Here is a 17,735-nt window from a genome sequence, read left to right on the forward strand (position 1 = left end):
ACCACTGTACCCCCTAGGGTATTTGCGAGGGTGTGTCGATGTTTCATCCCACCACGGCGTGAGCACCGCGCCGGACCAGCAGCCGCCGAAGCGGACAGAACTCACGGCGGGCGCACGCATACGTGGTGCCGGCTGCAGTGAGAGTAAGTACCGCGACCGCGACGCCGACGGCCGGATGAATCTCCTGGGCCAAGATCACCGATGACATGAGCAGGACGAACCAGCCGAAGCCCTTGCGCAGGGCATCAGGATCCACGATCGAGGTCAATCTGCCGCCCATGACGGTGCCGACAACCGCCGCACCGGTCACCATCGCCGCCAGACGCCAGTCGATCTGCACGGCCGACAGATATCCTCCCAGGCCCGCGAACGACTTCATCGCGATGACGATCAGCGAGGTTCCGATCGCGAGAGGCATGGACAGTCCGCCGAGAAGAGCCAGCGCCGGGACCACGAGGAAGCCACCTCCGGCGCCGACAAGCCCGGTGACCAGACCGACGACCACCCCGTCGAGAAGCACCTTGCCGATCGGCATCGAATGCGATCCGCCCTCCGCAGTCGACTTGCTCTTGCGACCACGCAGCATTGCCACCGCCGTGGCAACCATCATCACAGCGAACGCGAGGAGCAGCACGGTACCGGGAACGAACTGCGAGAGCAGACCGCCCGCGTACGCACCGACCATCCCGGCCAGACCGAAGAAGATACCGGTGCGCCACTGCACGCGACCCGCGCGTGCGTGGGAGATCGCACCGACCGCACTGGTCACACCGACGACGAGCAGCGATGTGGCGATGGCCTCCTTGGCATCCATGCCCGCAACATAGGCGAGCAACGGAACTGTGAGTATCGATCCCCCGCCGCCGAGCAATCCGAGTGTGACGCCGACGAGAACTGCCAGCGCAACGGTCAGCGCGATCACGATCAGTTCCTTTCGGCGGAGACGGTCTTCGCCGCGACGAGCCGGGCGACGACGGACTGTGCGTCACACGAGGCCGAGCGGTTGTACGGCAGCTTCGACAGCACCATGCCCATTGCGCAGGTATTCGACAAGGCAGCGAAGGTGAGACCCCCGCCGATTCCGGCCGCCAACCACTTCAACTTGGGTACCGCGACACTGGCGAGTACCGAGCCGAACACGATCGAGCCTGCCACCAGTCGTACCTGCCGTTCGAGATCCCACCGACTCGCACCGCGATTGACGGGCAGCCCCTCCCCTTCCCATCCGAGCATGCCGCCGTCGAGGAGATGAACGTTGATCAGGCCCGCAGCCCGCAGGTCTTCTTCCGCCTGCACGGCGCGCCGGCCCGAGCGGCACATCAGCACGACATCTTCGTCGAGATGTGCACAGAACTCGTCACGATGCTCGCGGAGCAGGTCCAGTGGAACGTTGTACGCGCCGGGGATGTGAACGGTGTCGAATTCACCGGGGGTGCGCACATCGATGACTCGGATGCCCTTGCCCGACTCCATCAGCTCGAGCAGTTCGGCCGGATAGAGGGTGGCAGCAGAGAAGGCAGTCATGGGGACCTTTCGAGAGGAGTTGCCCTGGATACCCCAGGGGGTACTTGACATACCCTAGGGGGTATATGCCAATCTGTCTACACGCCCCCGGGAGTCACCCGGCAACCACACCTCGGAGGAAGCAATGATTCTCGAGCAGTACTACATCGAGTGCCTGTCCCATGCGTCGTACCTGCTCGGCGATGAAAGCACCGGCCGCGCGGTCGTTGTCGACCCGCGCCGTGACATCACCGAATACCTCGACGACGCAAGAAAATACGGACTGACCATCGAAGGCGTCATCAATACGCACTTCCACGCCGACTTCGTCTCCGGCCACCTCGAACTGGTCGACGCCACCGGCGCCTGGATCGGATTCGGCGAGGCCGCGGAAACCGACTACCCGATCCGCCGTCTGAGCGACGGCGAGAAGCTGTCCCTCGGCGAGGTCGAACTCGAGATCATCGCCACACCCGGACACACCTGGGAATCGATCTCGGTACTGCTGCGCGAACGACCCGGAACCACACCCAGCGCAGTACTGACCGGCGATTCACTGTTCATCGGCGATGTCGGTCGTCCCGACCTGGTCAACCTCGGCGGCGGATCGAGCATCGACCTGGCGCGCGCGATGTACCACACCGTGCACAAGAAGCTGCTGTCCCTGCCCGACGAGGTTGTCGTCATGCCCGCCCACGGTGCGGGATCGTCGTGCGGGAAGAACCTGTCGACCGAGCTGACCTCCACCATCGGCGAGCAGCGCGCGTCCAACCCGTCGGTGCAGCCGATGAGCGAAGATGTGTTCGTCGCCATGATCACCGACGGCCAGCCCGCGGCTCCGGCCTACTTCTCGGTCGATGCCGCGATGAACAAGCGCGTCCACCCCCTGCTCGCCCAAAACCACGCCATTCCCGAGCTCACGCCTGTGCAGGTGATGACCGCACTCATCACCGGCACAAGAATCCTCGATGCCCGCGGTGTTGACGACTTCGCCGCCGGCCACCTGCGCGGCTCAGTCAACGTCGGGTTCGACGGACGCTTCGCCGAAACGGGAGGGATGGTCGCCGAGGTCGGCGAGAAGATCGTGCTCATCACCTATCCCGGCGAGGAGCAGGACGCAGCGATGCGCCTGGCCCGGATCGGATCCGACGGCGCCGCAGGCTATCTGAACGTCGATCACGACGGGATCTTCCCCGCAGAACTCGCCGAGCTGATCGAGACCGCCCCCCGCACGAGCGTCGAGGATCTCGACCGATTGCTCGCAGCCGGCTCGGTGACCCTCGTCGACATCCGGAATCCCGGCGAGCGCGCTTCCGGATCGATTGCGGGTTCGGTTCCGATTCCATTGGCACAGTTGCAGTTACGGCTCGATGAGGTGCCGGACGACAAGCCGATCGTGGTGCACTGCGCGGGCGGGTGGCGCTCGAGCGTCGCGGCATCGCTGTTGCGTGCGCAGGGCTTCACCAACGTCTCGGATTTGCTGGGCGGATACAACGCCTGGGCCGAATCCCACGCCGCTGCCTGACCATACGAATCATTCCTGGAGGTTCCTCATGTGCTATCCCGTCGCCTGTTCCCGTTGCAACAAGACCGGATGGGGAGGTTGCGGACAGCATGTCGACGTCGTCATGCGGTCCGTGCCCGCCGCCGACCGCTGCACCTGCGATCAGAGCACCGCAGTGTCGACGCGGCGCCCGCGGCCGGGTCTGCGCTCGCTCTTTCGGTCCGGCCGCTGACCGCGAGGGGGTCTACGCTCGGTGCGCACGAGACCGCAGCACGCCAGGTGACGAGACCCCCACGGTCGCGGGACAGGCCGATCAGCGAGATCGTGGGCATTCGGTCGAAGAAGTGTCCCTACCGCGATAGCGTGAGTACATGCGGTCCACCAGTGAACTCCACGCGCACCTGCTACCTGCAGCGCGCGGCCCCCTGTCGGATGCTGTGATCACCGCGCTCTCATCCGGCCCCGAAGATCGCGTGGAACTACCCGAGCCCGACACGACCGTCGATCCTTTCGGGCACGACGTACAACTCACGCTCTACATCTGCTACGAACTTCACTACCAGGGTTTTTCCACGGTGGACGACTCCTGGGAATGGCAGCCGGATCTCCTGCGACTGCGTGCGCAGCTCGAGCGACTCTTTCTCGCGGAACTGCGCGTACGAGTCGACCCCGGCGACGACGCCGTCGGCGAGATGGATGCCCTCGCAATCGAGCCGAAAACCGGAACGGGTCCTTCGTGGCACCTGCTCGAACAGGGCACATGGGCGCAGATGCAGGAGTATTTCATGCATCGATCGCTGTACCACCTCAAGGAGGCCGACCCACACGCGTGGGCGATCCCACGATTGACCGGGCAAGCGAAAGCGTCTTTCGTTGCTGTTGAGTTCGATGAGTACGGGGGCGGTCGCGGAGATCGGATACATGCGCAATTGTTCGCCGACCTCCTCGACGCCGCAGACCTCGATTCGACCTACCTCGGCTATATCGACCAGGTCCCGGCCGAAACCCTGATGCTCGTCAACCTCATGTCGCTGTTCGGGCTCCACCGAGCTCTCCGAGGAGCGGCGGTGGGACACCTCGCCGCCACGGAGATCACGTCATCGCCCGGCTCGAAACGTTTGGTCCAGGCACTGGTCCGCCTCGGGGCGCCGGCGCCGTGCCTGCAGTTCTACCAAGAGCACGTTCACGCGGACGCGGTACACGAGTTGGTACTCCGCACCGACGTCGTAGGTGATCTGCTGACCCGCGAGCCCTCGCTCGCCGCAGACGTCGTCTTCGGGATCCGCGCGTTCGGGTTCGTCGAGGACAGGTTCGCCGAGCATGTGATGTCGGCGTGGTCGAGCGGGCGCACCTCGCTACTGCGCTAGGAGCCCGACCAGGGTGCCGGAAGTCGTTCACCAACGGAGCGACCTACGTCGGTGGGACGGTCCCACGCGCGTACCACGCATGTGCGTCGAGTGTGAATGCTCCCAGCGGCAGCGCCTCGCGGCAGAGCTCACGCACTCGGGCCTTGTCCTTCTCGGGAAGTGCCACGAACGACTGACCGGCCGGACCTACGCCGTAGGCGAACGGCTCCCAGAAGTCGTCGAAGTCTACGTAGGATGCCTCGGCGGTGATCGTTCCATCCACTACGGCAAGCAGGCCTGCTCGACGGAACCGGGCGGCGATGTCTCCCTCCGAGGTGCCCGCCATCCGGGTCTCGCCGATGATTGCGGGGTCGACCTGACGCACAGCCGTCCAGAACACGCGGAGCATCGTCATGCGGCCGCCTACGACGTCCCACATACACGACGCCACCGCACCGCCCGGGCGGGTCACGCGCGCCATCTCCCGAACACCACCGTCGGGGTCGTTCATGAAGCCGATCACGAGGGACGACAGAGTCGTGTCGAATGCGCCGTCGGGCCAGGGCAGCTCCTCGGCCACGCCCTCGCGTACGTCTACCCCCGGGTTGCGTTCGCGGCACGCCACGGCAAACCGGTGTGCCGGATCTATCGCCGCGACGTTCCCGGCACCGACCCGCGTGACGAGTTCGCGCGTGAGACCACCGGGCCCGCATCCCACATCACACACGTGCTGGCCAGGTACAACGCCGGCAGCGTCGGCAAGCGCCACCGCCAGCGACGGTGTATAGCGCCCCATGAAACGGTCGTAGTGCTCGGCCGGACCGGCGAACGACATGTACCCATTAGGCGCCGGTGCAATGACCAGGTCAAGCCTCCGTGCGCCGTTCACGGGCGATCACGGCCGGACGATGCAACGGAAGCCGATGTGACATGCCGGGATTTCGACACTTTCGCCTTGCCTCATCGTGGGTCTCGCCACATCGCCCACAGGGTCGGGCCACCGCCCGGGACGTGGATCTCCCTGGTGACGGTGAATCCGAACCGCTCGTAGTACGGAACGTTCGATTCCTTGCTCGATTCGAGGTACGCGGGAGCGTGCTCGGAATCGATCCGGTCGAGGCGAGACTTCAGCAGCGCCGTGCCGCATCCCGCGCCGCGCGCATGGGATGCGGTTCCGATCGTCGACAGATACCAGTGCGGCTCCGCGGGGTGCGCAGATTCGAGCGCGGAATCCACCGAGCGTCCCACATCGACGTTCCGCCCGAGAGCCCACAGAAGTTGCGGCAGCATGCGCAGCGTGGCACCGACCGGTGCGCGCCATCGATCCGGAGGCGCCCACATCGCGGCACCACCGACCCGGCCGTCCCGTTCGACGATCTCCGTGCCCCCGAGTGCAAGCATGTGGTGACGGGCCTCGGCCTCGAAAAATCGTGCCGAGCGGCGGATGCGGCTGTTGTCGTCCGGGAACATCCATGTGAACACGGGGTCGTCGAAGAAGGCGTCTGCGAATACGGCGCCGAGAGCGGCAAGGTCGTTACGTGTAGCGGCCCGGACCGTAACAGTCATGTGTGCAGCTTACGACGGATCCGGCCGGATTCGGCCGAAGCCGGACATGCACCGTCTTGCCGGCTGAGGATGATCACCGTTCCGAAAAGTGAACGCAGGTAAGGTCCACAGCAGCCCAGCGTGAATTACTCGTAGCGACGGGCCACTATGGAGGAATGATGCGACACGGTCCCGGCGCGGATATCGACGAGCCCGATCTCGAGATTTCGCCCCCGAAGGACTACGCCGCGGGTGTCCCCGCAGTACTGGTGTCATTGGAACGCGCTTACGAACAGATGGGCGTGATCCGCACAGCGAAGACGTTGACACGTCTCAATCAGCGCCACGGCTTCGACTGCCCCGGCTGCGCGTGGCCGGAGACGCCCGGACACCGTAAGCCCGCAGAATTCTGCGAGAACGGCGCAAAAGCCGTCGCGGAGGAAGCCACCCTCAGAACGGTGACACCGGCGTTCTTCGCCGAGTACTCCGTCGACGAGCTCGCCACCAAGACCGATTACTGGCTCGGCCAGCAGGGCCGACTCACCCGGCCGATGATATTGAGGGACGGCACGGACCACTACGAACCCATCTCATGGGACGACGCGTACCGCGTGATCGCCGATCACCTGGGGGCATTGCCTTCGCCCGATGAGGCCGTGTTCTACACCTCTGGACGCACCAGCAACGAAGCGGCATTCCTCTATCAGTTACTGATTCGCAGCTATGGCACGAACAATATGCCCGACTGCTCCAACATGTGCCACGAATCATCCGGTACCGCACTGAACGACTCGATCGGAATCGGTAAGGGCTCGGTGTCGGTGCCCGACCTCGAGGCTGCCGATCTCATCCTCATCGCCGGCCAGAATCCCGGAACGAATCATCCACGCATGCTCTCGACGCTCGAGAAGGCCAAGGCGAACGGCGCGCGGATCATTGCGATCAATCCCCTTCCCGAGGCCGGGCTGAAACGATTCAAGGATCCCCAGAAGGTGTCCGGTGTGGTCGGCCGCGGCGTCGACATGGCCGACGAGTTCCTGCAGATTCGCCTCGGCGGCGATATGGCCCTGTTCCAGGGGCTCGGGAAACTGCTGTTCGAGGCCGAGGATGCGGCACCCGGCACGGTCGTCGATCGTGCGTTCGTCGACGCCCACTGCGCGGGCTTCGACGACTACGAAACCCACATCCGAAACGTCGACCTCGACACCGTGCTCGAGGCAAGTGGTTTGACGCTCGCTCAATTGCGCGAGACCACAGCCGAACTCATCGCCTCACAGCGAACCGTCATCTGCTGGGCAATGGGGCTGACTCAGCACACACACGCCGTCGCAACGATCGGCGAAGCAGTGAACCTACTGCTTGCCCGGGGCATGATCGGCAAACGCGGTGCCGGTGTGTGCCCGGTGCGTGGGCACTCCAACGTGCAGGGCGACCGCACGATGGGCATCTGGGAGAAGATGCCCGAATCATTCCTCGCCGCGTTGGACACCGAATTCGGCATCGGGGCTCCCCGCAAGCACGGTTTCGACACGGTCGACTCCATCCGCGCAATGCGTGATGGGCAGGCGTCGGTGTTCATAGCGATGGGCGGCAACTTCGTCTCTGCCACACCGGACACCGCAGCCACCGAGATCGCGCTCCGCAACTGCGCGCTCACGGTGCAGGTGTCGACGAAACTCAACCGAAGTCACGCCGTGCACGGGCGCACCGCGCTGATCCTGCCGACTCTCGGCCGCACCGACCTCGACGTCCAGTCGAGCGGGAGACAACAAGTCTCCGTCGAGGATTCGATGTCGATGGTGCATCTTTCCCGGGGCCGGTTGACGCCGGTGTCCGAACATCTGCGCAGCGAGGTAGCCATTGTGTGCCAGCTCGCCCGTACTCTGTTCGGTCCGGATCATTCGGTGCCGTGGGGTCGTTTCGAAGCGGACTACGATCGCATCCGCGACGCGATCTCGCGTGTCGTTCCGGGATTCGAGGACTACAACACACGGGTGCGGCAGCCCGACGGATTCCCGCTTCCCCATCCCCCGCGCGACGCTCGTGAATTCCACACCGAGACCGGGCGCGCGAACTTCTCCGTCAATGAACTCGAATGGGTTCCCACACCCGACGGACGGCTGATCCTGCAGACGATGCGGAGCCACGACCAGTACAACACCACCATCTACGGCCTCGACGACCGCTATCGCGGTGTCAAGGGGAGCCGCAAAGTAATCCTGGTCGATCCCGGTGACATCACAGATCTGGGTTTCCGCGATGGCGACCTCGTCGATATCGTCTCCGAGTTCACCGGCGTCGACGGCCGGTTGGAGGAACGTCGCGTCAGCAACTTCCGCATAGTGGCTTACAGCACCCCGAAAGGTAACGCGGCCGCCTACTACCCCGAGACCAACCCTCTGGTTCCGCTCGACCATGTCGCCAAGAGGTCCAACACTCCGGCGTCGAAGGCGATCACCGTGCGTCTCGAGGCCGCGTCGGTCAGGGATTCGTAGTGGGACGCGTAACTACCCGACGGTCGGTCCTGCGGGTCACTGCCGACCGCACGACACGGCGTCCCGACACCCTCGCCGTCGAGGAGCCTCTGGAGATCCGCCTCGACGGGCAGTCGTTGACAGTCACGATGCGCACCCCCGGTAGCGACGTCGAGTTGGCGCACGGATTCCTGCTCGCAGAGGGAATCATCGCCAGTCGCGATGACATTGCGGTCGCACGCTATTGCGATGGTGTCGACGATTCCGGCGCGAATACGTACAACGTTCTCGACATCCAACTCGCCCCAGGGGTCACTATTCCGCACGGCGCGGGCGCGCGGAACTTCGTTACCACCTCGGCGTGCGGGGTGTGCGGCAAGGAGTCTCTCGACCAGGTCCGTACCCGCACCCGGTTTCCGATCGTCGGCACTGTCACGGTGTCCTCCCGCTCACTTGCGGAAATGCCCCATCGGATGCGTCGGCAGCAGAAGGTCTTCCAAACCACCGGAGGCCTGCACGCTGCAGCCTTGTTCACCACCGAAGGATCACTTCTGCAGCTTCGCGAGGACGTGGGCAGGCACAACGCAGTCGACAAAGTGCTCGGGTGGGCGCTGTCGGAAGGCAAGGTGCCGCTGTCCGGCAGCGTCCTCGTCGTCAGTGGTCGCGCGTCGTTCGAGCTCGTCCAGAAGGCCGTGATGGCCGGTGTGCCGGTACTCGGTGCGGTATCGGCGCCGTCGTCACTCGCCGTCGACCTCGCCGAGGAGTCGGGTCTGACATTGGTCGGCTTCCTGCGCGACGACTCGATGAACGTCTACACGGGAACGGTGCTCTGACGACGCCGCACCGGCCTCAGCTGCAGGTGTTCCCTGCGTCCTCCCCCGAGCGGACGGTCTCGACGAACGCGTGTACGTCGTCGAACGACGCTTCGAGTACCGCGCGATGGTCCGCGCCGTCGTACACCCGGTAGGTCAGGTCTGCGTCGTTGCCGCACAGCGCCTCGGTGACCTGGTCGGTGATGGCACGCGACACCAGAGCGTCCTCACTGCCCTGTACGACGAGCGTCGGCACCGAGAGATCGAGGGGTTCGACTTCTTGTGTGGCGTAGTACTCGCGCAAGCCGTCGAGATCCGCGTCGGGTGCAAAGATCCGGTCGTCGGGAACGGATGCGGCAGCCGCCCACACGTCGTTCATGCACCCGGTGCGCGCCGCTGCGAGCAGCGGACGGGATTCGTCGGTGAGCATCGCGTCGGCGGAAAGTTCGGGTTGTGCCGCTTCCGCACCGAGAAGAAGAATCGGCAGGAAGCCGAGCGCCTGTGCGATACCTGGGCCGCCTGCCGCGAAGTAGGCGGCGGTCTCGCTGGTGCGGCTGCCCGGCGCGAACGACACCACCGCTTGCAGGTCGAGCTCGGGCGCGCGCTCGGACCCGAGCGCGCCGGTGTACAGCGCGGCATGACCGCCCTGGCTGTGTCCCATTGCGATCCACTTCTCCCCGATGGCGGGCTCGAGGTCGCGGGCGGCCCGGACGATGTCGACGACGGAGTTCGAGGCGCTCGTGCCGTTCATGTAGGGATGTCCGCCGGGGGTGCCGAGACCTTCGTAGTCGGTCTGGACCACGGCGTATCCGTCGGCGACCCACCGGTCGAGCATGGCCGAGGTCCGTTCGACGTAGGAATGCGCGGGTCCGCCGACCGTGTCTGCGGATGGTGCACAGGCGTCCCCTACCCCGGTGGTGCCATGAGCCCAGCTGATCACGGGCCATCCGCCTTCTGGCGCCTGGCCCTTCGGAATCGCAACGGTGCCCGAGACCAACGTGGAGCCTCCATCGGCACCCTCGGAGATGTAGGTGACCAGGTCGGTGCGCTCGGCGCTGGGGAGCGCCGCGGCGCTGATGATCGGACGGTCGGTGACAAGCGTTCCCGGAGCCATGGCACCGGATTCGGGCGGCTCCGGAGCCGGACTCGAACATGCTCCGAGGCCGAGTGCCGAGGCGAACGCAAGTGCCACGACAGCGTGCCGTGACTGGAAGGTCTTCATCAAGCCTCCGTTAAGAAGAACGTATTAACCCTGAAGTCAATGTTCTTAGTACAGTGGTCGCATGACGATGTCAACGGGACGTCTCGCACTGCTCGAGGCCGCGGAGCGGCTCATCGCACACCGCGGCATCCATGGCGTGGCCGCACGCGAGGTGGTCAAAGAGGCTGGGCAGCGGAACAACTCGGCCGTCGCGTACCATTTCGGCTCGTGGCACGGACTCCTCGATGAGATCTGGAGCAGGCACGCTCCCCGGATGAACGCCGAGCGCGCCGCACTGCTTGCCGCAGCAGAGCTCGAGACGACCCCCGCCCTGGACCGGCTCGTCCACGCGTACGTACATCCGCTCGCCGCGCAGATCGCGCAGAACGAGCCCAGTTATTGGGCACGATTCAACGAACAGTGGCTCTCCACAGCGCCACTCGATGTCCTGGCGATCCCGGCGCCGACCGACGTACAGGCCGATTACTATCCGTCGGACGACTCGCTCGATGTCCTGTCGGCACTCTTGATGAGGATGGCCGATCGGCTCGACCTCCCAGCACCTGACGCGCGACGCCGAGTGAGCTTGATGGTGCGTTTCGTCATCGGCGCGTTCGCCGCATACGAGCGCGCACAGGAGGCAGGCGCTGCACCTGATCTCGCATCGTTCGAGGCGGAGATTCTGCAACTCGCAAACAGAATGCTCGACCTGTCCCGGCCGTAGCCGGGCAGATCGAGCATTCGATTCGTCTACGGGTGGTCAGTCGACCTGCGGGGCCCACTGCACACCGTTGATATGACTTCCGCCATCGACGAACAGGGTATTGCCCGTCAGATAACGAGAATCATCACTCGCCAGGAACGCGGCGACGGTACCGATGTCATCGAGCGGATCACCGATCCGCCCCATCGGATTGGCGGCTTCCTGCGCCGCGGCCATCTGCGGATTCGCCGCGGCGACGCGCTCGTAGGCCGCACTCTTCGCCCCCGGGCAGATCACGTTGCAGCACACGTGCTTCGGCGCCCACTCGCGCGCCGCTGTGCGCGTCATGCTGCGTAGCGCTTCCTTGGCGGTGTTGTAGTACACCGAGTACATGTGGGCATTGACGCCGTTGAGACTGCACATGTTGATCACTCGGCCGGTCCCGTGCTCGGCAAGTGCCGGATACGCGCGCTGCATCGCCCAGAATGCCGCCATCACACCCATGTCGAAACCGGCCCGCATGTTCTCTTCGGCGGTCTTCTCGAGCCGTGCGTAGCCCAGCGGGCGCCAGGCATTGTTGACCAGTATGTCGAGCCGTCCGAACTCCGCCGTGGCAGCGTCGACCATCGCGTGCACCTGATCACGCTCGGTGACATCGGTGCGCATGACCTTCGCCTGCACACCCCACTCGTCGATGAGCCATTTCGCGGCGCCGGCTCCCGCCGTCTCATCGACGTCGGCAACGATGACGTTCGCACCCTCATGTGCCAGTGCACCCGCAACACCCCGGCCGATACCCATTGCGGCGCCGGTGACGATGGCTACCCGCCCGTCCAACTTCCCCATGGTCGTATGCCCTCTCCCGATGTCGGTGATCTACCCAGGTGACGTCCTCTCAGCGAGGACGAGGAACCGTCTTGTCGATGAAGAGCGCCTCGACGGACACGCACACCGTGCCATCAGCAGTCGCGATCTCACCCACGGTGTTGATCTTGCGACCGTTCTCTTCGACCAGGCGGCCACGAACAGTCAACGGCTCGAACAGTGGGGTCGGGCGGTGGTATCGGACATTGAGCTGCGCAGTGGCACCGCTTCGTCCGGCCCACGCGTTTGCGACACCCAGGGTGTGGTCGATCAGCAACGCGGCGACACCGCCGTGGACGTGTCCGGGAGGGCCCTGGTACGGGAAGGTCAACTCGACGATCCCTTCGACCCACCCGTCCTCGCGGCCGGCAAGAACGAGCGGCGGTGCCAGCGCGTTCTCCGGCCCGGTGACCGGATCGTGCCGGGTGACACCTTCTCCGTGCCACATGTCGATCAGCCGCTCCTTCACCTCCGGTGCGTGTTCTTCGAGGTGCACGGCAACACTGTCGAGCTCCTCCGCGACCCGCTCGAGATTCGCGTTGGCCCGATCGGTGCGCAGCAGCGCGTCGACCACGCGTCGGGCGGCAGCGGTGGCGCGGTCCATCGCGGAGTCCTGAGGCGCCGAGGTCAGTACCGTGCCGTCGGGGGCGTTGCCGACTGTGGGATGTGTATCGGGATCGACCTTCATCGGACCTCCATCGTCGCGTGCGTGAGCACCGGCTGCCCGTCGCGCTCGGGGCAGGTCGCCAACAGCGTGAGAGTGTCCCCGTCGCGCCACACCGAGGTCTCGATGGTCTCCCCCGGGTACAGCGATCCGGCGAAGCGCACCGAAAATGACTGCACCCGAGTCGGATCCCCGGCAAGCACCCCGTCGACGACGGCCTTGCACACCACTCCGTAGGAAGCGAGCCCGTGCAGGATCGGCCGATCGAAACCGGCCATCTTCGCAAACGCCGGGTCGGCGTGCAGGGGGTTCATGTCCCCGCTGAGGCGGTATACCAATGCCTGCGCCGTACCGGTCGGGGTCACCACAACCTGGTCGGCCGCACGTTCCGGCGCCGACGCAGCCGACTCCGGCCCGGAGTCGCCACCGAAACCACCTTCGCCGCGTGCCCAGATCTGCATTGCGGAAGTCCACAGCGGACTTCCGTCAGCGCCGCGTGCCGACTGTTCGAGGACGATCACGGCAGCCTTACCCTTGTCCCACACATCGGCCACCCGCGACGAGATGGTCGCGGAGCCCGCCGCTGGGATCGGAGCGTGCACAGTCAAGGACTGCCCACCGTGCAGGATCTTGCGCAGGTCGATGTCGATGCCCGGCAGGTTCATCGACACCGGCCTGGCAGGACCCGCGGAGACGCCCTGCCCTGCAACCATCGCGAAGGTCGGCACCACTTGCAGGTCCTTCTCGTATGCCCAGCGCAGCTCAGCGGAGTCCATCGAGTTGGTCCCGGCACCCAGGCCCAGGTGGTAGAGGATCACATCGCGCTCGGTCCACGCCGCTTCGCGGAGGGTCGGCTCTGCCGACAGCGCGGCATTCACATCAATCGGCATGGGTGATCACTTTCCGGGTTCGGGGTCGCGCGGCAAACCGAGAATCCGCTCACCAATGATGTTGAGCTGGACATTCGTCGTGCCACCAGCGATGGACAGGTTCTGCGAGTTCAGGAACATCTGGGTGTTGGACCAGCGATCCTGCTCGCCGAGCAGCGACGACGGGCCCGCCCAGTCCATCGCAACCTCCCACACCTGCTGGATGTGCTCGACACCGACGAGTTTCGCGATCGACGACTCGGCGCCGGGTTGCGCGCCGGTGAGCGAGCGCAGCGTGGTGCGTAATCCCATGAGCCCACCACTCTGGGCGTCACACAGCACCTTGCCCAGGACAGTGAGCTGTTCGTCGTCCAGCCCTCCCGGAATCGTCGAGGCGAGAGTCAGGAGCGCCTCGCCACCGGAGCCGAGTGAAGAGTCGACCGACAGCGAGACCCGCTCGTTCGCGAGGGTGGTGCGGGCCAGCTTCCATCCGTCTCCAGGCTCGCCGACCAGGCATTCGTCGGGCACGAACACGTCGTCGAAGAACACCTCGTTGAACAGCGCCTCGCCCGTGATCTCACGCAGCGGACGAATGTCGAGGCCCTTCGTGTTCCTGATGTCGATCAGGAAATAGGACAGGCCCTTGTGCTTGGGTGCATCCGCTTCGGTGCGTGCCAAACAGATTCCCCAGTCCGCGACCCGGGCCATCGACGTCCATACCTTCTGGCCGTTCAGCTTCCAGCCACCGTCGACCTTCACTGCTTTGGTGGACAGCGAGGCGAGGTCGGAGCCGGCACCAGGCTCGGAGAACAACTGGCACCAGGTGATGTCGCCGCGCAACGATCCGGGCAGGAATCGTGCGAGCTGCTCCTCGTTGCCGTGTGCGATCAGAGTGGGGACGACCCAGTTGCCGATGATCATGTCGTGCGGAGTCAGCTCGGCGGTGCGCAATTCCTCGGCGATGACGAGCTGCGTGACGGCATCGGCCGTTTTGCCCCACGGCGCCGGTAGATGCGGTGTGGTGTAACCCTTCTCGGCAAGGTATGCCTTCTGTTCAGCACCTTCGAGAGCCTTCGCCGCGTCGAGTTCCGCACGAACGTCGGCCCGAATCTGCTCGGCCTCCGCCGGTAGATCGATGCTCAGTACGCGGCGAACTCCGTCGAGGGTCAGGGCCGCGACCCGGCGCTTCCACGATGCGGTGGAGCCCGACAGGATCCGCAGCGACTGCGCCCGCCGCATGTAGAGATGCGCGTCGTGTTCCCAGGTGTAGCCGATGCCACCCAGGACCTGGATGCACGTCCTGGTGACCTGGAAGCCGGCCTCGAGCGCCGTTGCCGCGGCGACGGCGACGGCGAGCGACGCCTCCTTCTCCGAAATGTCCTCCCCGAGTGCACGGGCCGCGTCCCACGCGGTGACGCGGGACTGCTCTGTCAGACTCAGCATCCGCGCAACGGTGTGCTTGACACCCTGGAACTGGCCGATGACCCGGCCGAACTGCCTGCGGACACGCGCGTAGTCGGCGGCTGTGGTGGTCGCCCAGTCGGCGAGACCTGCCGTCTCCGCTGCGAACAGTGTGACTGCGATGTCGACGACGCGCTGCGGATCCAGTGTCAGGACGTCGCCTTCGGCAAGGACCAGTCCATCCACCGAGACCTCGGCGTTGCGTCGCACGACGTCGTAACTGGGCAGGTCGGTCACGTCGAGCCGGTCACGGTCGACGACGACGAACACGAGCCTGCCGTCGTCGTCGGCTGCGAGCAGGAAGACGTCAGCGACCTGGCCGCCGAGGACATGACTCGACGTACCGGACAGTGCGACGTCGTCGCCGTCCCGGACGATCTTCAGGTCGCCGGGCTGCAGGGAGAGGCCGCCGAACAGTGAACCATCGGCCAGGCCTGCGAGCCGGTCGGTACGTCCGCCCCTGTGAAGGACGGCGGACACCACGACGGTCGGCAGGAATGGACCCGGCACCATCGCGCGCCCGAGTTCCTCGACGACGATGGCCGTTTCGAGGAGGCCACACCCTGCGCCGCCGAACTCTTCGGGCAGATGCAGCCCCAGCACGCCGAGTTCGACGAGCGAGGCCCAGTACGTGGGGCGGGCCTCGGCCTTTGCCTCGACCGCTTCACGGATCACTTCGGGCGTGGCGTGACGTGCGGCCCAGCCGCGCACGGAATCGCGGAGGTCGCGATCGTCGTCACTCAATCCAATGGTCATTCACAGGTCCTTCGATAGGAGCAGAAAGTCGGGTCGGCTAGATGCGTTCGATGATGGTCGCGGTGGACAGCGCGCCACCCGCGCACATCGTGATCAGCGCGGTCGAGCGGTTCGAGCGCTCGAGTTCGTGCAACGCACTGGTGATCAGCCGGGACCCGGTGGAGCCGACCGGATGTCCGAGGGCGATCGCACCGCCGTTGACGTTGACCTTGTCCATGTCGGCTCCGTGAACCTGGGCCCACGACAGCACGACCGACGCGAATGCCTCGTTGATCTCGACGATGTCGATGTCCGACAACGACATTCCGGTTCGCTCGAGCACGGCGCGGGTGGAGGAGATCGGACCGTCGAGGTGGTAGTACGGGTCGGAGCCGACCAAGGTGGAGGCGAGGATGCGGGCCCGCGGGCGCAGACCTGCCTCACGCGCCTTGTCCTCGCTCATGAGGAGCACTGCCGCGGCGCCGTCACTGACCTGCGACGAGTTACCGGCGGTGTGGATGCCGCCCTCGATGACGGGCTTCAGGCCTGCCAGGCCCTCCGCAGTGGTCTCGCGGAGGCCGCCGTCGCGGGTGACCGTCGCGATCTCACCGGTGGGCTCGCCCTCCTTCGTGACGATGGGAGCGTCGACAGGAACGATCTCGCGGTCGAACCGGCCCTCGGCCCATGCCTGGGCTGCCCGCCGCTGCGATTCGAGTCCGAGTGCGTCGACGTCGTCGCGCTTGATGCCGCGCAGGTCGGCGATGCGCTCGGCGGAGGTGAACTGGTCACCCATGTCGATGGTCCAGTCGGCCGGGTAGGGGTTTCCCGTGCCGGGGGCGTTGGCCTGGCCGAGGAACACCCGGCTCATCACCTCTACGCCGCAACCGATTCCGGCGTCGATCTGACCGGAGGCGATCAGGCCGGCGACCATGTGCACGGCCTGCTGCGACGAACCGCAGGCGCAGTCGATGGTGGTCGCCGCGGTCGTGTACGGGAGGCCGGCGTGCAGCCACGCCTGCCGGGTCACGTTGTTCGACTGCTCCCCCGCCTGGGTTACGGCGCCACCGACGAGCTGGCCGACCTGTTCGGCAGGCAGCCCGGTCCGCTCCAGGACTCCCTTCTGGGCGGCGCCCAGCAACACTGCGGGGTGCACCCCGGCCAGCTGGCCGCGGCGACGCCCGATCGGCGTCCGTGCGGCTTCGACGATGACGACGTTGTTCATGCCACTCCCTGCGTTTCGGCGATACTGAAATTTATTCTATTTCCGCGGTCGGGCCGGGACCTGCACCGTCCCACCGAGCGGGACCCCCCTGGTCACGAACACGAATCGATGCAGCCGGACCGTCAGACGAGGTCGCCGAGCAACCGCTCGCACGCCACCCGCAGATCCGATTCGATCTCGGGGATCGACGTACGCCCGTTGAGCGCCGACTGCACCAGCCCGAACCACAACGCGACGACGAGCCGGAGCACAGTCGCGTCCAGGACTGTCGGCTCCTCTATCCCCGCCGCATCGAGAAGTAACCGATCGAAAAGCTGGTCGATCCTCGCCACATCGGGGATCGTGGCCGCGTTCGACATCGCGGCCGACTGAATCATGGCAGTCGCGAGCCGCGGCGTACGCAACAGCCCTCGCGTGGCCTGCAGCAACGCATCGCACACCGCCTCCGAAGGCGCCATCGCAGCGCGCGCGCGCCTCGAGAGTTGAGCGCCCATCCGGTCGATCTGGTCGACCATGACCGCAACGAACAGATGCGTCTTCGACGGGAAGTAGCGGTAGAGCGTGCCGATCGCGACACCGGCCAGCCTCGCGACCTCCTGCATCTGGACACGTTCGAGCTCGTTCTCCGCACCGAGCTGGGCAGCCGCCTTCAGGATCCGGCCGTGCCGCGCACGCTGTTCCATCGAACTCGGCTCGGCCGCATCACGAGCCTCTGAGAGCCTGGGCATTCCTCACCTCTTCCTTTGCCCGATCGGGGCCCCGACAGTAGAGCCGGCAACACCGCGCGAGCGATTCGGTCCTGGTCAGCAGGATCCGCACCACCCGGTCAACC

Annotated in this window: 17 protein-coding genes; 6 read left to right on the forward strand and 11 right to left on the reverse strand. The window is 65.6% G+C overall.

Going from position 1 to position 17,735, the window contains the following annotated elements; all coding sequences use genetic code 11:
- Positions 1 to 43 precede the first annotated feature (43 nt).
- Together EV641_RS02555 and EV641_RS02560 are read right to left on the reverse strand one after the other, a co-directional pair.
- The gene (locus tag EV641_RS02555) at positions 44 to 922 is read right to left on the reverse strand and encodes a sulfite exporter TauE/SafE family protein (protein WP_132470644.1); all 879 of its coding nucleotides are present in this window, start codon (positions 920 to 922) and stop codon (positions 44 to 46) included.
- Positions 923 to 924: 2 nt separating this feature from the next.
- Positions 925 to 1,524: a rhodanese-like domain-containing protein gene (locus EV641_RS02560; RefSeq protein ID WP_054716526.1), complete on the reverse strand. Its 600-nt coding sequence runs from the start codon at positions 1,522 to 1,524 to the stop codon at positions 925 to 927.
- A 124-nt stretch (positions 1,525 to 1,648) separates the two neighbouring features.
- Between EV641_RS02560 and EV641_RS02565 the strand changes: the two genes are divergently transcribed.
- From EV641_RS02565 to EV641_RS02575, 3 genes are all read left to right on the forward strand, one after another.
- Positions 1,649 to 3,028 (forward strand): MBL fold metallo-hydrolase, encoded by a 1,380-nt coding sequence (locus tag EV641_RS02565; protein ID WP_054716530.1) that lies wholly within the window; start codon positions 1,649 to 1,651, stop codon positions 3,026 to 3,028.
- A gap of 28 nt (positions 3,029 to 3,056) precedes the next feature.
- On the forward strand, positions 3,057 to 3,239 hold the full coding sequence (locus EV641_RS29630; protein WP_132470646.1) for a hypothetical protein: 183 nt from the start codon (positions 3,057 to 3,059) through the stop codon (positions 3,237 to 3,239).
- Positions 3,240 to 3,378: 139 nt separating this feature from the next.
- On the forward strand, positions 3,379 to 4,374 hold the full coding sequence (locus tag EV641_RS02575; protein ID WP_132470648.1) for an iron-containing redox enzyme family protein: 996 nt from the start codon (positions 3,379 to 3,381) through the stop codon (positions 4,372 to 4,374).
- Between the two features lie 43 nt (positions 4,375 to 4,417).
- Here EV641_RS02575 and EV641_RS02580 read toward each other — a convergent pair whose 3' ends face one another.
- Positions 4,418 to 5,188 (reverse strand): class I SAM-dependent methyltransferase, encoded by a 771-nt coding sequence (locus EV641_RS02580; protein WP_132470650.1) that lies wholly within the window; start codon positions 5,186 to 5,188, stop codon positions 4,418 to 4,420.
- Positions 5,189 to 5,313: 125 nt separating this feature from the next.
- Positions 5,314 to 5,919 (reverse strand): GNAT family N-acetyltransferase, encoded by a 606-nt coding sequence (locus EV641_RS02585; protein WP_054717439.1) that lies wholly within the window; start codon positions 5,917 to 5,919, stop codon positions 5,314 to 5,316.
- 155 nt (positions 5,920 to 6,074) lie between these two features.
- Between EV641_RS02585 and EV641_RS02590 the strand changes: the two genes are divergently transcribed.
- Together EV641_RS02590 and fdhD are read left to right on the forward strand one after the other, a co-directional pair.
- Positions 6,075 to 8,393, forward strand: a complete 2,319-nt coding sequence (locus EV641_RS02590) for an FdhF/YdeP family oxidoreductase (protein ID WP_132470652.1) — start codon at positions 6,075 to 6,077, stop codon at positions 8,391 to 8,393.
- A complete protein-coding gene (fdhD, locus tag EV641_RS02595; protein WP_054717437.1) occupies positions 8,393 to 9,205 on the forward strand; it encodes a formate dehydrogenase accessory sulfurtransferase FdhD in 813 nt (270 codons plus the stop codon). The genes EV641_RS02590 and fdhD overlap by 1 nt, the downstream gene beginning before the upstream one ends.
- 16 nt (positions 9,206 to 9,221) lie before the next feature.
- Here the strand turns inward: fdhD and EV641_RS02600 are convergent, their stop codons facing one another.
- Positions 9,222 to 10,406, reverse strand: a complete 1,185-nt coding sequence (locus tag EV641_RS02600; protein ID WP_132470654.1) for an alpha/beta fold hydrolase — start codon at positions 10,404 to 10,406, stop codon at positions 9,222 to 9,224.
- Between the two features lie 61 nt (positions 10,407 to 10,467).
- Between EV641_RS02600 and EV641_RS02605 the strand changes: the two genes are divergently transcribed.
- A complete protein-coding gene (locus EV641_RS02605; protein WP_054717203.1) occupies positions 10,468 to 11,109 on the forward strand; it encodes a helix-turn-helix domain-containing protein in 642 nt (213 codons plus the stop codon).
- Positions 11,110 to 11,145: 36 nt separating this feature from the next.
- Here EV641_RS02605 and EV641_RS02610 read toward each other — a convergent pair whose 3' ends face one another.
- The 6 genes from EV641_RS02610 to EV641_RS02635 form a co-directional block, all read right to left on the reverse strand.
- A complete protein-coding gene (locus EV641_RS02610) occupies positions 11,146 to 11,934 on the reverse strand; it encodes an SDR family oxidoreductase (RefSeq protein WP_054717205.1) in 789 nt (262 codons plus the stop codon).
- Between the two features lie 49 nt (positions 11,935 to 11,983).
- Complete coding sequence (locus EV641_RS02615; RefSeq protein WP_054717212.1) at positions 11,984 to 12,640, reverse strand: PaaI family thioesterase; 657 nt, start codon at positions 12,638 to 12,640, stop codon at positions 11,984 to 11,986.
- Entirely contained in the window at positions 12,637 to 13,506 is an 870-nt protein-coding gene (locus tag EV641_RS02620) for a MaoC/PaaZ C-terminal domain-containing protein (RefSeq protein ID WP_132470656.1), read from the reverse strand. Before EV641_RS02620 ends, EV641_RS02615 begins: the two co-directional genes overlap by 4 nt.
- 6 nt (positions 13,507 to 13,512) lie before the next feature.
- Positions 13,513 to 15,702, reverse strand: coding sequence for an acyl-CoA dehydrogenase (locus EV641_RS02625; RefSeq protein ID WP_132470658.1), 2,190 nt, complete (start codon positions 15,700 to 15,702; stop codon positions 13,513 to 13,515).
- 37 nt (positions 15,703 to 15,739) lie between these two features.
- On the reverse strand, positions 15,740 to 16,903 hold the full coding sequence (locus tag EV641_RS02630) for a steroid 3-ketoacyl-CoA thiolase (protein ID WP_132470660.1): 1,164 nt from the start codon (positions 16,901 to 16,903) through the stop codon (positions 15,740 to 15,742).
- A gap of 122 nt (positions 16,904 to 17,025) precedes the next feature.
- Positions 17,026 to 17,631, reverse strand: a complete 606-nt coding sequence (locus tag EV641_RS02635) for a TetR family transcriptional regulator (protein WP_132470662.1) — start codon at positions 17,629 to 17,631, stop codon at positions 17,026 to 17,028.
- Between the last annotated feature and the right edge of the window lie 104 nt (positions 17,632 to 17,735).

It is taken from the genome of Rhodococcus sp. SMB37, from assembly GCF_004345605.1.
GTDB lineage: Bacteria > Actinomycetota > Actinomycetes > Mycobacteriales > Mycobacteriaceae > Rhodococcus.